Raw genomic sequence first — 13,961 nt, forward strand, 5'->3', positions numbered from 1 at the left:
CATGACGGCGCAAGCGCCCGCGCCAGGCGACCAGCCCATCCTCTTCGTTCGCGACGTGCACAAGCATTTCGGCGGCATCCAGGCAGCCGCCGGCGTCGACCTGGAGGTCGGACGCGGCGAGATCGCCGGCCTCATCGGCCCCAACGGCTCGGGCAAATCGACCCTGTTCAACCTCGTGGCCGGCATGGAGACGCCCGATCGCGGGCAGATCCTGTTCGACGGCCATGAGATCGGCGGCAAAAAGGCCTATACGATAGCCCGCCTCGGCCTCGCGCGCACCTTTCAGATCCCGGCGTTGTTCGAGAACATGACAGTCAGTGGGAACCTTCTGGCCGCTGCTGCCGAGGGTCATTGGCATGGCGCGCACCAGCGGGCGGACGAGACGCTGTCGCTGCTGCATCTCGAACCGGTCGCCAACAACCGCGCGTCCGACTTGTCCGGCGGCCAGCAGAAACTGCTCGAATTCGGCCGCGTGATCATGCGCCAGGCGTCCCTCATCCTGCTCGACGAGGTGACGGCCGGCGTCCACCCCAACATCCGCAAGATCATCTTGGAAGCGATCGCCAGGCTGCGCGAGCAGGGAACCAGCTTCTTCGTCATCGAGCATGACATGGAAATGGTGCGCAATGTCTGCGACCGCATCATCGTCATGGATTCGGGGCGGGTGGTGACCAGCGGCGCGTTCGAGGACATCGTGCAAAATTCCGAAGTCATGCAGACCTATCTAGGGCGTCCGCAATGAGCACGTTGGTCGCAGACAGCGTCGTTGCGGGCTACGGCAAGCAGGAGATCGTCCATGGCGTCTCCCTTGTCGCGGAAGCCGGCAAGATCACTTGCATCTTCGGCCCCAATGGCTGCGGCAAGTCGACCTTGCTGAAAGCGATCGCCGGCGCGCTGCCGGTATGGGGCGGTACAATCGGGCTCGGCGGCGAAACGATCAGCAATTTGCCGGTCCATGAAGTCGTGCGCCAGGGCCTTGTGCTGATGCCGCAGGGCGGCGGCGTGTTTCCACGGCTGACGGTGATGGAAAATCTGCGCATGGGCGGCTACGCCATTGCCGACCGGAAGCTGGTGGACAGGCGCATCGAGGTTCTGGTCGACCAATATCCATCGCTGGCGCGGCGGCGCAAGACCACGGCCGGAGCCCTTTCGGGCGGCGAACAGGCGATGCTGGCGCTGGCGCGCGCGCTGGTGTCGGAACCGCGTTTCATCCTGCTCGACGAACCGTCCGCCGGCCTTTCGCCGGCCATGGTGAGCGAGACGCTGGAGCGCATCAAGGTGCTGACCGCGCGCGGCATCGGCATTCTCATGGTCGAGCAGAACATTCGCGAGGCCATGCCGATCGCCGACCGGCTCTATATCCTGGCCGCCGGAGAAAAGCGCTTCGAAGGCACGCCCGGAGATGTCCGCAACGACCGACAGATCATGGACATCTATATGGGCGGCGCCTGATGCGGCCGTCCGCGCCGGCGCAGTAAGGTTGGGACGAAGCGCTGATGGCCGAAACGGGCGAGCTTGAAGCGCCGAGGCCGAAGCTGCCAATCTCCCCCCTTGAGGGGGAGATGGCCGGCAGGCCAGAGCCGACGGCGCCGGGATAGCTGAGGAGCCTGATGCGGTCGACCAGGCCGTGGCGCAGCAGCTGCTGGGCAATGCTCAGGCTGCCATGCACATAGATGTTGCCGCCGCTGCCTTGCGTCAGTTCCCTGACCGCTTCCGGCAAGGCGCCCTTCAGCAGCTCGGCCGGTTTCCAGTCGAGCACCTTCAAGCTCGACGAGGCGACATATTTCGGCAGCGCGTTGAACCGGTCGGCGAAGTCTCCGGTTTCCTCAGGCCAGGAGCCGGCAAAGATCTCATAGGTCGTGCGCCCCAACGCATGGCGCCGCTGTCGGCAAGCTCGTCCTCCTTGAACCTTTGCATTTCATCGTTCCAGGTCACGCCGGGCAGCTTCTCGACCTCGGCGATGCCATCGACGCTGATGAATTCGGTGACGATAAGTTTTCGCATGGGGTTCTCCTTCTGTCGGAGGACGGGTCGCGAGGGCCTTTTGCGACAGGCTCCGTGAAAAAGAGCGCGGTCGCTTGTTAGGGGCTTTCCCTACCAGTTTCCTGGGGCGGATTCAGAATATTGTGTGAGGGTCGGGCCGGGCCAATTTTTTGAATTGCCGTGACGGGCCACGCGTCATATCCAATTTAGTTTTTTATACTGTAGTCTCGGTCTACCATCGATCATGTGCCGAGATGATGTTCTCAGCACCATGGATTTCGCGAGATAGCATAAGATCAATTGTGTCGAGTATCTTCCTCCTAGCGTCGGGACTCCTCTCGGACGAAACATATTCTCGTTTCAACATGTCCTGTAGTTGGTGTAGGTCAGTGCCACGCCTACCATTTCGATCATTATCAGTCAGGTCAGTCGTCGCACGTTCAGCAGCCTCGACGACCAGATCAAGAACGTCACATGTTGCACCCGCTAGCATATGTAATACAGCAAAGCCGCTATCTGCGAAGGCCGGGGATCTCAGGAACTCCAGAGTCAGGCTATGATAACGTTCAACCTCATTCGGTTTGACTTGCCTGAATGCATTCGCTGCTTGGTTCCGAACATCTTTATCGTCGTCGAAAAAAAAGACTTTTAATAAGTCTTCTGCGCGATTCGAATTCTCAGCCCATGTCAGAGCATCGCCAGCAACATCTGCCAAAAGCTGTCGATGGTCGATGCTCAAGTTGCTTAGCCGATCTGCTTCATCAACAAGTTCCGAATGACGGAAGCTTTCACCGAAAACAAACCACGCAGCTATCAACTCTTTGGTTCGATCGCCGCTGCAAAGAAGCTGGTCAATGAGCTCTCTTCCGAACCCGGGCAACCAATGCAGAATGTATGGAAACAGATGGACCCCTGTGTGGCTGACCAACGGAGAAAGCCTGTTGGAATGGGACTCGACTGGCGAGCCTGGCGCCATCCCGAGGAGTTGTCTGAGTAAAATTTCGAACCGCTTTTTGTCTCTATTGAAGAGCGGCGTAAGTGGTTTCATCATGCAGCATCGCACGCTGATCAACTTCTCTCGTTCAACCGCGAGACTCAGTGCCGCCCAGATGGAAGCTTCCGCCTCCGGTAATCTCCACAAAACTGATCCCAGTGCTTCCCAAGACCATCCCCGGACGCCATTAACTCCCCGAATATGAAGGCCGCCCCCTCGCTGGATCAAATGCTCGATCGTCAATGTCTCGCGGCTGGTGCTGCTTTCATCGGCTTCTTCATTCTCGTTTGCCTCGCCGTACACAGCATACCAAATCAATGCATCTGCAATGTCAGGCGTGGAGGCAAGATGCGGGTGCCGTTCAACAAGCCGAGCAATCTCCTTCCCAAATGGCCTGTTCACGAACTGATGAGAATGTCGAATGGCGCTGATGACGGTTTCGGCTAAGGCATCCTCGGCCTCGGCCAATCCCCACAGTATGTGCTCAATATAGGTTGTGTGAGCTGCGGCTGGAATTCGCCGCAGCAGCGCCGAAAATCGCTGAGGATCCTTCTTGGTTGCCTCCTGAAGCTCACCCGCTAGTTGCCTGGCTCCACCGTCGATAAATCCTGGCCCCCGTCGCCTATCTTCATCATTGTCATAGCGTTCAATCGCCGAAAGCCAATGCTGGTCGGACATACGCTCGCATTGTTGTCGCTTGATCGGAGAACCCACCCAGTGGGCTTCGATCTCGGTTGGGTTTTCAATTTTCCATCCGAGAAATTTCCTTCTAAGTTGGAAGAGATGGGACCTTGCGGTTTTGCTGAGGCGATCCTCGCCGATCGTCTCCAAAATGCACCACTGTTTGTGGCCAGAACGGCCGAGTGCACGTACTTCGCTTTTTTTTGTCCAGAAAGGACCAACCTGGCCATCCTCCTTGATACGCCGCAACAGAAGCGAGGCATACTCGATTTCCTCGTTCTGCCGGAAGATGCGACCTTCAATCAAGGATTTTTGATCGGTGGAGAGGTAAGGAAAACATTCACGACAGGCAGCCGCGAATGACATCCAATCCGCTCCCTCCCAGCCGGATTCAAATGCAAGGTCGCCGACTGCAAGGGCTTGAAGGCGCCCTGCCATGGCGCGAGGATTCGCCTGAATAGTTTCCAAATGAATATGCATGAAGCACTCATGCATAGTTGGATCCAACTTGGCGAGAAATTCACCTGCGCTGACCGGCTCCTTTTCAGCGACTTTTTTTGAGGGCTGCAATGTATGTACCGAGGAATTGATCAAAGCCGAAACGGTGACCTGAATAGCTTCTGTGATTAAAGAAGTACCAGTTCGGCCCTTCGCGACCTCGCGCAATTACCTGGTCCACAGCGCGAACCAAAGCGTCTGTCACGCCGAGCACGAGCGCTTTCGGAGCTTTTTTCAACAATTCGTCTAGCGAATGTCCATCGATCACTTTTTCGCCGTCGCGATCAAATGGGTTGTGGCCAGGATGCAGGGCGTACCAGGCATCGAAAATGGCCTTGAGGACGTGTCCGCATTTCTCGGGTGATTTTTCTCCCCAGGTGTGCAGCATCATCATGATGCGATCGCTCCCGCGGTCCTTGAACAGTTCAAGGGGCTGAGATTCGATGACGTCGCAACATAGCTTTAGTAGATCATCGTCTTCGTGCTTTCGTCTTACAAATCCGAACCAACTGACCAGTTGCTCCGCTTTCGCCGGATCGCCAGCCCACCATTTGCGGAGCAACTCTGCGGTTTCACGAGGCCTTTCTCCAGCGATGGCGGACAACCACCAGAGAAGAGAATCGGTATGTTTCTCTGATCCACGATCGAGTTGCGACTGTATCCACTTCTTGTGATACAGGAAGTCGAACCAGCCGTAGTTTGACAAAATGGCACGACGAAAAAGCTGGCTGTACCGTCCAGCGGAATCGTCCAGCTTTTCAACAATCTCGAATTCACTATCTCTAGGGTCTTCTATAGTTGCCAGCCACTGGCAAATCGCGAACTTTATGTGAAAGCGTATTTTCTTACTGGCCAACAGAGATGACAATTCGTCCGTATATCGCAAGAAATCGTTCTGCCGCAGTGAATCAAGAATTTGTCGCACTTGGGTTCGTCTGAATAGATGTTGCTCAGTTTCAAGAAGTAAAGAAGTCAATCGTTGATCTTGTAAAATAAACGACCTCGCAAAGACATGATCGAAAAAGCTCTCGTGGAAGAAGTTTACTCGATTGCGCGATAGGACAATGAGTCCTTCTGAGCTTAGAGTGTCCGCTGCTCCGGGGAATGGGTCAAAGACCGAGATCGGCGCGTCGAGCTGCTGACGCTTGCTCATCCATTCGCACATTGCTGCCAGAGCTTGAACGACCGTCCATGAAGGGTTCAACGTTCTGGAAATGACCCGTTGTTTCTTTTCTATCAGTTTTTCATGCAAGCTCGATCGTGACTGGAAAACCAACGCGCTCTCATCGATCTCCAGGAAGATCGCAAGATTGATTGGAAGCACCAAAAGTCGACGTTGATGATCGGTCAGACGATCAACTGGAACGCTCTTTCTAGCTAATATAGGCTTCACATCAATGCTCCAATCGAGCAGTGGAACATCAATCTGCTTGGCTCGTTTTATTTCCTTAAGGCGCTTCAGTCGTTGATCACTTTTCAAGGTCGAAAGTTCTACAGACCACTACAACTTTGATGCCCTGAAAATTGTGAGCGTCGTTAATCAGCTGAAATATAACTTCCCTGACCGCTCCGTCTCGACCAGAGACTTCGCTGACTGCATCGACTTGATCAATTACCAGAACGGATTCTGTGAGCGGAAAGGTGCCCTTCAATGTGCTTGTCGGACCTTCCTCACGACCAAGGAGGTGTTTACCGAGCTCTTTCCTAGTGCCGCAGTTAAGGCATTGATCCACTCGAAATGCCAAATGCGGAACATGGCGCGACCTTAACTCCGATATCGCTGAGCGGACGATTCCGGACTTTCCTGAACCCGCCACCCCTGTCAGCAATATCAACTCTGCGCCGTCATGATTGAGGATTTCGTTCATCAACAGCTGAGTCTCGCGTCGATGGATCGTTTCGCCGCCTGCGCCGAAAGGAATATAAGTGCCTAAGTATTCTTCTGTTTTTTCTCTAAGTCTGTCTCCGATCGTTGGGTCAAGCGCCCAATCCTTGATCGTCAGCGCCCTTTTTGCCTTTATTGATGAGCGCAGAGACGCGCTTGTAAGTGGCGTATTAAAATTCTCCTCGGCAATGTCTCGTAAGTTTGCATAAACTCCAGCGCCACCATTCAAAAAATACAAGTCGCCAAACGACTGGATCATCCATTCCAGGGCCGATTCTGAAATTGTTGCGATGTGGCTTCTTTGTAGCCAGTTATGTGCTATCTCTGGAGATATTGCCCACCTTGCCAAAATCTGTTGAAAAGCGTCGTTTTGTTCTTCTGAGAGAATATCTATGAACTGCGCCGGGCTGATTGCAATGCGAGCCTTTTCCGCAAGCCTATGAAATTGACTGGCATTGTCTTGAGAAACAAAATGGCAGTGAGCCTCGGGGTCCTTCGAAAAACGGGTCGCAAAGGCGCTCAGTACGCCTTCGCGAGCAAGCGCACCGATTGTCCAATTTCCTCCTGGGGATGACACCTTCGTCTGATGCCATTCAATCAAATTGTTTCGTTGTATGCTGAACTCAAAACCCTGGAATTGAGTTTCTACGCTCTCGAACTGAAGCCATTCGGCATTGCCGGCAAGCACATCCAGCAGAGTGAAAAAGAGCCACTTTGCTTCGTATCGATTTCCGAGCTTATCAGCGATGCCGCCGGGTATCATATGTCTGCAACCACAAGGGCGTCTGTACTGTAAATGTTATGTAAAACATAGAATCAGAGACATCCCTGGAATGGTAGTCATCCTTATCGAGAAATGTCCATGCAGCGGAACGGGCTGCAAGTCTAAATGTGAATAGCCTGTTTATCTTCTCCCGGCCGAATGACCGCTTTGCGATCCGCCGAATCGTCGGTCCTGCAAAACCCGGCCACCTCAGCACATACGCGAGACCTGCTCGACCCTGACGCTGGAACGGCGAAACACGCCGATCACGGGCATCGCGCCCATCCAACTACCAAACCCGCTTGCATATCCCGCATCTTCGTCCTAATCTTCCCTTGAGAAAACCTTTTCCCAAGCTTTCCACCCGCCGTCGACCACCAGATCGACACGCTACCGCTCCCTAAGAGAAAAGCTTTTCCCAAACTGAAGGACCGCACCCGAATCATGGCTTCCGACGCGCAGCCAGTCTTCACCAAGCCAGTCACCCTGCGTGAGGTGGCCGCGCTTGCCGGCGTCAGTGTCGCCACGGCCTCGAAAGCGCTGAACGGGCAGGGGCGGATGACTGCCGAGACGCGCGAGCGCATTCGCGAGACGGCGCAGCGGCTGGGCTTTCGGCCGAACAGCCTGGCGCAGAGCCTGTTGCGGCGGCGCTCCTTCACCGTCGGGCTGTTGACCAACGACACTTATGGGCGCTTTTCTCTGCCGGTCATGTCGGGCATCTCGGATGCGCTGGTCGACAAGGGCGTCTCGGTGTTTCTCTGCAATGTCGAGGACGACCAGCGCCTTGGCCAGCTGCATGTCGACGCCATGCTCGACAAGCGCGTGGACGGCATCATCGCCACCGGCAAGCGCATCGACCGCCATCTGCCGGTCGATCTGTCCAATCTCGGCGTTCCCGTGATCTATGCCTTCACCCAGCCCGATCTCGGCGCCATCGCCTTCGTGTCGGACGACGCCGGCGGCGCGCGCCTAGCGGTCGAGCACTTTTGGCGGCTGGGGCGGCGGCGCATCGCCCATGTCACCGGACCGGCGAGTTTTGCCGTGGTGCACGCGCGGGCCCAGGCCTATCGTGACGTGCTGACCGAGAAAGGCCTGCCGGTCATGGAACCATTGCTCGGATCGTGGTCGGAAGCGTGGGGTCACGAGGCGGTGAAGAAGCTCTTCGACGGCAAGCTGTCGAAGAGTGGGGACGAAAAACCCGATGCCGTCTTTTGCGGCAACGACCAGATCGCGCGCGGCGTCATCGATGCGCTGCGCGAGCGCGGGCTTGGCGTGCCGGACGATGTCGGCGTCATCGGTTTCGACAATTGGCAGATCGTGGCCGAGGCGACCCGCCCGCCGCTGACCTCCGTCGACATGAACCTGGCGGCACTCGGGCGCGAGGCCGGTCTTACCTTGCTTTCGCTCGTCGGCGGCGAACCCGCCGAGCCGGGCATCAGAAAACTGCCGTGCCGGCTGGTGGTGCGTCAGTCATGCGGTCGTCCGCCGGGCGGCTGAGACTATGCATGTCGCCCAAAAGTGCGCAGCGGTTTTGGGATAACGACATGCATCAAAGCGAAAGGTCGCGCGCGCCTGCAGGGCAGCGCGGCCGAATGAGGAGAAAAACATGAGGAGGAGAACCATGAGAACTATGATTACCGGGCTCGCCTTTGCCGCGAGCATCTTTTCCACACTGGCAACACTCGGGCCGGCGGCCGCCGCCGAGACCGCCAACATCTGGGTTCGCGCCGACGGCTCGAACTTCATGCCGCGCATCGTCGATGCCTTCAACAAGGGACATGAGAACCAGGTCAAGCTGGACATCATCCCCAATGCCGAAATCATCCCGAAATATGGCGCCGCTGCCGCCGGCGGCACAGCACCCGACGCGCTCTCGCTCGACCTGATCTACACGCCGTCCTTCGCTGCCGCCGGCCAGCTGGAAGACATCACCGACTGGGCAAAATCGCTGCCTTATTTCAACAGCCTGTCACCGGCGCACGTCAAAACCGGCACCTACAAGGACCGTATCTACGGGCTGCCGTTCTCCGCCGATAGTTCGGTGCTGATCTGGAACAAGAAGCTGTTCAAGCAGGCCGGCCTCGACCCTGAAAAAGGCCCGACCAACTGGGCCGAGATCGAAGCCTATGCCGAGAAGGTCGACGCGCTTGGCGGCGACACCAAGGGCTTCTATTTCTCTGGCAATTGCGGCGGCTGCAACATCTTCACCTTCACGCCGCTGATCTGGGCCTCGGGCGGCGACATCCTCACCGAGGACGGCTCGAAGGCGACGCTCGACAGCCCGCAGCTGCGCGGCGCGATCGACCTCTACCGCTCGATGGTCAAGAAGGACCTCGTGCCGGCAGGCGCGCAGACTGACACCGGCTCCAACTTCTTTGCCGCCTTCGCCGCCGGCAATATCGGCATCTCGCCGTCCGGAGCCTTCGCCATCGGTGCGCTGAACACGCAATACCCAGACATCGACTACGGCGTCACCTTCCTGCCTGGCAAGGATGGCGGCTGGTCGTCCTTTGCCGGCGGCGACAATTTCGTCGTCACCAAGGGCACCACCAAGATCGCGGTGGTGAAGGAGTTCCTCGACTTCGCCTACTCGCTCGAAGGCCAGACCATCCTGGCGAAATACGGCAGCCTTCCGGTGCGCGGCGACATCGCCAATGAGGCGCTGAAAGACCTCGACCCGCGCTACAAGATCGCCGCCGAGGCCATGGCCAAAGGCCGCACGCCCTATTCGGTGGTGTTCAACGACCTGATCAACTCCGCCAACGGTCCGTGGAACCAGATGGTCAACGAGGTTCTCTTTGGCGAAGACGTCGACGGCGCCATCGCCAACGCGCAGGAAACCATGCAGTCGATTATAGATTCGGCGCCGCAGCAGTAGGCGCCGGCTTTAACCTCCCCCTTGAGGGGAGGTCGGACCGCAGGTCCGGGTGGGGTCGTTGCGGCAGTGCTCGACGTTCTTTTGCGTCGGCGCGCTGCACAGGCGACCCCACCCCCGGCCTTTGGCCGGACCCTCCCCTCGAGGGGGAGGGGGACGTCACGCTAACAGCAAGGCTATCGCATTGAGAAAAGACCCCCTCATCCAGCCGCTTCGCGGCCACCTTCTCCCCGCTGGGGAGAAGAGGCTGGCGTCAACGCTGGCGACCTCCTCTCCACTCGGGGAGAGGTCGAATTGCCCCGAATTGCCCTTTGCAATTCGGTTGGCAATCCGGGTGAGGGGGTCTTTTGCCGTTGCGGTTGCCCTGAACCCAGTGAGCGGCCAGGCATGACCTCCATCGCAGCAACCTCCGCACCCGCCCGCCGCCGCAAACTGGTCGGCGCCGGCCGTCGGCAGTGGATCGGCCTGCTCTATGTCGCGCCGGCCGTCGCCCTTGTCGTCGTCTTCTTCATCATCCCGCTTTGCATGACGGCGTGGATGTCGCTGCACAACTGGCCGCTGATGGGCGCGCACTCCTTCATTGGCCTCGACAATTACTGGGCGATCCTGCGCGATACCAGGTTCTGGAACGCACTGCGTTTCACCGGCTACTACACGGTGATCGTCACCATCGCGATCTTCGCCGTCGCCTTTCCGCTGGCGCTGTTCATCGAAAGGCCGCGGCCGCTGACCGGGTTCTACCGGACGTCCTTCTTCATGCCGGCCGTCATCGGGTTCGCCTCGACCAGCCTGCTGTGGTCGTGGCTGCTCAATGTCGATTCCGGCCTGTTCAGCCCGGCCGCCTTCGAACTCGGCCTGACCGAAAGGAAGGTCAATCTGCTGGCGACGTTCCAGCCGGCGTTCTGGTCGATCATCGCCATGGTCGTCTGGAAGGTGGCGGGCTTCACCATGATCATCCTGATGACCGGCCTGCAATCGATCCCGCCGGATCTGCAGGAGGCGGCAATGATCGACGGGGCAGGGCCGCTGGCGCGGTTTCGCGCCATCACCCTGCCGCTGATGCGCCGCACCCTGGCGCTGGCGCTGATCCTGTCGGTTGCCGGCTCGGTGCTCGCCTTCGACCAGTTCTACATCATCCTGCGCGGCGGGCCGCGCAATCAGACGCTGACCGCCGTCTACTGGATTTTCAACCAGTCGTTCGTGTCGTTCAAGCTCGGCTACGGCGCCGCACTGTCGATGTTCCTGCTGGTCATCCTGGTCGCGCTCAGCCTCATCCAGCTGCGGCTGCTGCGCCAACCCGAGGGAATTGAATGATGGCGCAGGCACGCAGCCGCAAAAGACGCATCGGCATGCAGATTGCCGAGCACGCGACGGGCATCATCGCTTCGTTGCTGTTCCTGGCGCCGATCGTCTGGACCGTGCTTTCGGCGTTCAAGCCGGCGCAGGAGTCGCGCCAGCCGCCGCTGCCGCCCTGGCCGACGACGGGTTTTTCGGTCGAGAACTATGCCACGCTCAACACCTTCGGCGACGGCCTGTGGCTGCCGGCGCAAAACAGCATCTATGTCTCAGTGATGACGGTGGTGCTGTCGGTGATCGTCAGCGTGCTGGCCGGCTACGGTTTCTCGCGCTTCCGTTTTCCGCTGAAGAACCTGCTCTTCGTCCTCATCCTGTCGACGATCATGATCCCGTTCCAGTCGATCCTGACGCCGATCTTCCTGGTGCTGACCAAAATCGGTCTGCACAACACGCTGACCGGGCTGGTCTGCGTCTATGTCACGCTGCAGCTGCCGTTCTCGATCTTCATGATGCGCAACGCCTTCGACGCGGTTCCGCGCGAGATCGAAGAAGCCGCCCGTATGGACGGCGCCAACAATGTCACCATGCTCTTGAGGGTGATGCTGCCGCTGGTCTGGCCGGGCATCGTCACCATCGCGCTGTTCGCGTTCCTCGGCGCCTGGAACGAGTTTTTGGCGGCGCTGGTGCTGATGACGGACCAGTCCAAATTCACGCTGCCGATCATGATGACGGCGCTTCAGTCCGGCCGCTTCGGCGCCATCGACTGGGGCGCGGTGCAGGCGGGCGTTACCGTGATGATGGTGCCATGCCTGGTGCTCTTCCTGCTGCTGCAGCGCTTCTACATCCGCGGCCTCATGGCAGGGGCCGTGAAGTGACCAATCGAACGGAGTAAATTCATGACCGCATCGCAATCGGCCCTTCAGGGCACCACGCCAGGCAAGCCGAAACTCGCCTTCCGTCCGCTGCCGGTGCCGCAGGTCGATGTGCGCGGCTTCTGGGGCGACCGCGTCGATGCCGTCGCCACCAGGACCGCCGGCATCCTGTATGACCGCTGCGTCGAGGCGCGCATGCTGGAGCAGATCGATCCGGACCGGCCATCGCCCGGCGTCGTCATTCCGTTCCACTCACCCTCGCCGGACGAGGCCGCCACCGCCGGCAACGAGTTCACCGGATCGACGGTGACGACCCAGATGTTCTGGGACAGCGACTGGGGCAAGACGATCGAGACCGCCGCCTACTCGCTCTACCGTCGCCGCAACGACGAACTGGAGAAGAAGATCGACGCCGTCGTCGACATGTACGGCAGACTGCAGCAGCCCGACGGTTATCTGTCGAGCTGGTACCAGCGCATCCAGCCTGGCTTGCGCTGGACCAATCTGCGCGATTGCCACGAGCTCTATTGCGCCGGCCATCTGATCGAAGGCGCGGTCGCCTACTTCCAGGCGACGGGAAAACGCAAGCTGCTCGACATCATGTGCCGCTATGCCGACCATATCGCCGAGACGTTCGGTCCCGAGCCCGGCAAGAGGAAGGGCTATTGCGGCCATGAGGAGATCGAGCTGGCGCTGGTCAAGCTCGCGCGCGTGACCGGCGAGCAGAAATACATGGACCTGGCAAAATACTTCATCGACCAGCGCGGACAGCAACCGCATTATTTCGACGAGGAGGCGCGTGCCCGCGGTGCCGACCCGAAGGCCTATCATTTCAAGACCTACGAATACAGCCAGTCGCACAAGCCGGTGCGCGAACAGGACAAGGTCGTCGGCCATGCGGTCAGGGCGATGTATCTCTATTCGGGCATGGCCGATATCGCGACCGAATATGGCGACGACTCGCTGCGGGTGGCGCTCGACCGGCTGTGGGACGATCTCACCACCAAGAACCTCTACATCACCGGCGGCATTGGACCGTCGTCGCACAATGAGGGTTTTACCGCCGACTACGATCTGCCCAATGAAACCGCCTATGCCGAGACCTGCGCTTCGGTCGGACTGGTGTTCTGGGCGAGCCGCATGCTCGGCATGGGCCCCAATGCGCGCTATGCCGACATGATGGAGCGAGCGCTCTACAACGGCTCGATCTCCGGCCTGTCGCTCGACGGCTCGCTGTTCTTCTATGAAAATCCGCTGGAAAGCCGGGGGAAGCACAACCGCTGGAAATGGCATCGCTGCCCGTGCTGCCCGCCCAATATCGGCCGCATGGTCGCTTCGATCGGCAGTTATTTCTACGGCCTGTCGGACGATGCATTGGCGGTCCATCTCTATGGAAACAGCACGGCTCGTTTCGATATCGCAGGGACGCAAATAGAGCTGACCCAGGCCAGCAACTATCCATGGGACGGGACAGTCTCGATCGGCGTCGAACCCGAGGCGCCGACGACATTCACCTTGCACCTGCGCCTGCCGGCCTGGTGCCGCAAGGCGGCGCTCAAGGTGAACGGGGAGGCGGTCGATCTGGATGATGTCACCAGCGACGGCTATGCCGCGATCCGGCGCGAATGGCACAAGGGCGACCAGGTCGAGCTCGACCTGGAAATGGCCGTCGACCGGCTCTATGCCAATCCGGAGGTGCGGCAGGACATCGGCCGCGTCGCGCTTGCCCGCGGCCCGCTGATCTATTGCGTCGAGGAGACCGACAATGCCGGCCAGCTGCACCGCATCGCCTTGCCACGCACGGCAAACATCGAGGCGCATAAGCAGCCGAACCTATTGGGCGGCGTCGTGACGCTTTCGGCTCTGGCCAGGAAAGAGGCGTTTGAGAGCTGGGACAACGGCCTCTACCGCACCGAACCGCCGGCGGTTGAGGAAGCAAAAGTCTCCGCCGTTCCCTATTTCGCCTGGGACAACCGCGATCCCGGCGAGATGCTGGTCTGGCTGAGAGACTCGTGATCCGGGGACGAAGATGATGCCGCCGACGAAAGGGGTGTCTTGAATTTGCCCCGGCGGCGCTAATTTTAGAGGGGGAGAGTGGCGCCAGCCACTCGAAT

10 protein-coding genes are annotated in these 13,961 nt (G+C 58.9%); 7 read left to right on the plus strand and 3 right to left on the minus strand.

The features are described 5' to 3' along the window. The first annotated feature begins 1 nt into the window (after window position 1). Together AC0L3N_RS28865 and AC0L3N_RS28870 are read left to right on the plus strand one after the other, a co-directional pair. The gene (locus tag AC0L3N_RS28865; protein ID WP_473550965.1) at window positions 2-742 is read left to right on the plus strand and encodes an ABC transporter ATP-binding protein; all 741 of its coding nucleotides are present in this window, start codon (window positions 2-4) and stop codon (window positions 740-742) included. Next, window positions 739-1,452, plus strand: a complete 714-nt coding sequence (locus tag AC0L3N_RS28870) for an ABC transporter ATP-binding protein (RefSeq protein ID WP_473550919.1) — start codon at window positions 739-741, stop codon at window positions 1,450-1,452. Before AC0L3N_RS28865 ends, AC0L3N_RS28870 begins: the two co-directional genes overlap by 4 nt. Here the strand turns inward: AC0L3N_RS28870 and AC0L3N_RS28875 are convergent. The 3 genes from AC0L3N_RS28875 to AC0L3N_RS28885 form a co-directional block, all read right to left on the minus strand. Further along, window positions 1,424-1,870 (minus strand): dihydrofolate reductase family protein, encoded by a 447-nt coding sequence (locus AC0L3N_RS28875; RefSeq protein WP_473550921.1) that lies wholly within the window; start codon window positions 1,868-1,870, stop codon window positions 1,424-1,426. The two genes, AC0L3N_RS28870 and AC0L3N_RS28875, sit on opposite strands and share 29 nt — an antisense overlap. Before the next feature lie 345 nt (window positions 1,871-2,215). After that, window positions 2,216-4,324 carry a hypothetical protein gene (locus AC0L3N_RS28880; RefSeq protein WP_473550922.1) on the minus strand — a complete coding sequence of 703 codons (2,109 nt, stop codon included), beginning with the start codon at window positions 4,322-4,324 and terminating at the stop codon, window positions 2,216-2,218. 1,301 nt (window positions 4,325-5,625) lie between these two features. Beyond that, window positions 5,626-6,804: an AAA family ATPase gene (locus tag AC0L3N_RS28885; RefSeq protein WP_473550924.1), complete on the minus strand. Its 1,179-nt coding sequence runs from the start codon at window positions 6,802-6,804 to the stop codon at window positions 5,626-5,628. A 444-nt stretch (window positions 6,805-7,248) separates the two neighbouring features. Here AC0L3N_RS28885 and AC0L3N_RS28890 point away from each other — a divergent pair, with 444 nt between their 5' ends. From AC0L3N_RS28890 to AC0L3N_RS28910, 5 genes are all read left to right on the plus strand, one after another. After that, complete coding sequence (locus AC0L3N_RS28890) at window positions 7,249-8,301, plus strand: LacI family DNA-binding transcriptional regulator (protein WP_473550926.1); 1,053 nt, start codon at window positions 7,249-7,251, stop codon at window positions 8,299-8,301. A 124-nt stretch (window positions 8,302-8,425) separates the two neighbouring features. Continuing rightward, on the plus strand, window positions 8,426-9,682 hold the full coding sequence (locus AC0L3N_RS28895; protein WP_473550927.1) for an ABC transporter substrate-binding protein: 1,257 nt from the start codon (window positions 8,426-8,428) through the stop codon (window positions 9,680-9,682). A 384-nt stretch (window positions 9,683-10,066) separates the two neighbouring features. Continuing rightward, entirely contained in the window at window positions 10,067-10,993 is a 927-nt protein-coding gene (locus AC0L3N_RS28900) for a carbohydrate ABC transporter permease (protein ID WP_473550928.1), read from the plus strand. Beyond that, window positions 10,993-11,850: a carbohydrate ABC transporter permease gene (locus AC0L3N_RS28905; protein ID WP_023802294.1), complete on the plus strand. Its 858-nt coding sequence runs from the start codon at window positions 10,993-10,995 to the stop codon at window positions 11,848-11,850. Before AC0L3N_RS28900 ends, AC0L3N_RS28905 begins: the two co-directional genes overlap by 1 nt. Before the next feature lie 21 nt (window positions 11,851-11,871). Further along, the gene (locus tag AC0L3N_RS28910) at window positions 11,872-13,863 is read left to right on the plus strand and encodes a glycoside hydrolase family 127 protein (RefSeq protein ID WP_473550930.1); all 1,992 of its coding nucleotides are present in this window, start codon (window positions 11,872-11,874) and stop codon (window positions 13,861-13,863) included. Window positions 13,864-13,961 lie beyond the last annotated feature (98 nt).

This window comes from Mesorhizobium sp. WSM4807 (assembly GCF_055811615.1).

Bases quoted from the DNA above. Each gene is read 5' to 3' on its own strand.
- AC0L3N_RS28885 (WP_473550924.1), bottom strand. From the start codon at position 6,804: ATGATACCCGGCGGCATCGCTGATAAGCTCGGAAATCGATACGAAGCA.
- AC0L3N_RS28895 (WP_473550927.1), top strand. From the start codon at position 8,426: ATGAGAACTATGATTACCGGGCTCGCCTTTGCCGCGAGCATCTTTTCC.
- AC0L3N_RS28890 (WP_473550926.1), top strand. From the start codon at position 7,249: ATGGCTTCCGACGCGCAGCCAGTCTTCACCAAGCCAGTCACCCTGCGT.
- AC0L3N_RS28865 (WP_473550965.1), top strand. From the start codon at position 2: ATGACGGCGCAAGCGCCCGCGCCAGGCGACCAGCCCATCCTCTTCGTT.
- AC0L3N_RS28900 (WP_473550928.1), top strand. From the start codon at position 10,067: ATGACCTCCATCGCAGCAACCTCCGCACCCGCCCGCCGCCGCAAACTG.
- AC0L3N_RS28870 (WP_473550919.1), top strand. From the start codon at position 739: ATGAGCACGTTGGTCGCAGACAGCGTCGTTGCGGGCTACGGCAAGCAG.
- AC0L3N_RS28910 (WP_473550930.1), top strand. From the start codon at position 11,872: ATGACCGCATCGCAATCGGCCCTTCAGGGCACCACGCCAGGCAAGCCG.
- AC0L3N_RS28905 (WP_023802294.1), top strand. From the start codon at position 10,993: ATGGCGCAGGCACGCAGCCGCAAAAGACGCATCGGCATGCAGATTGCC.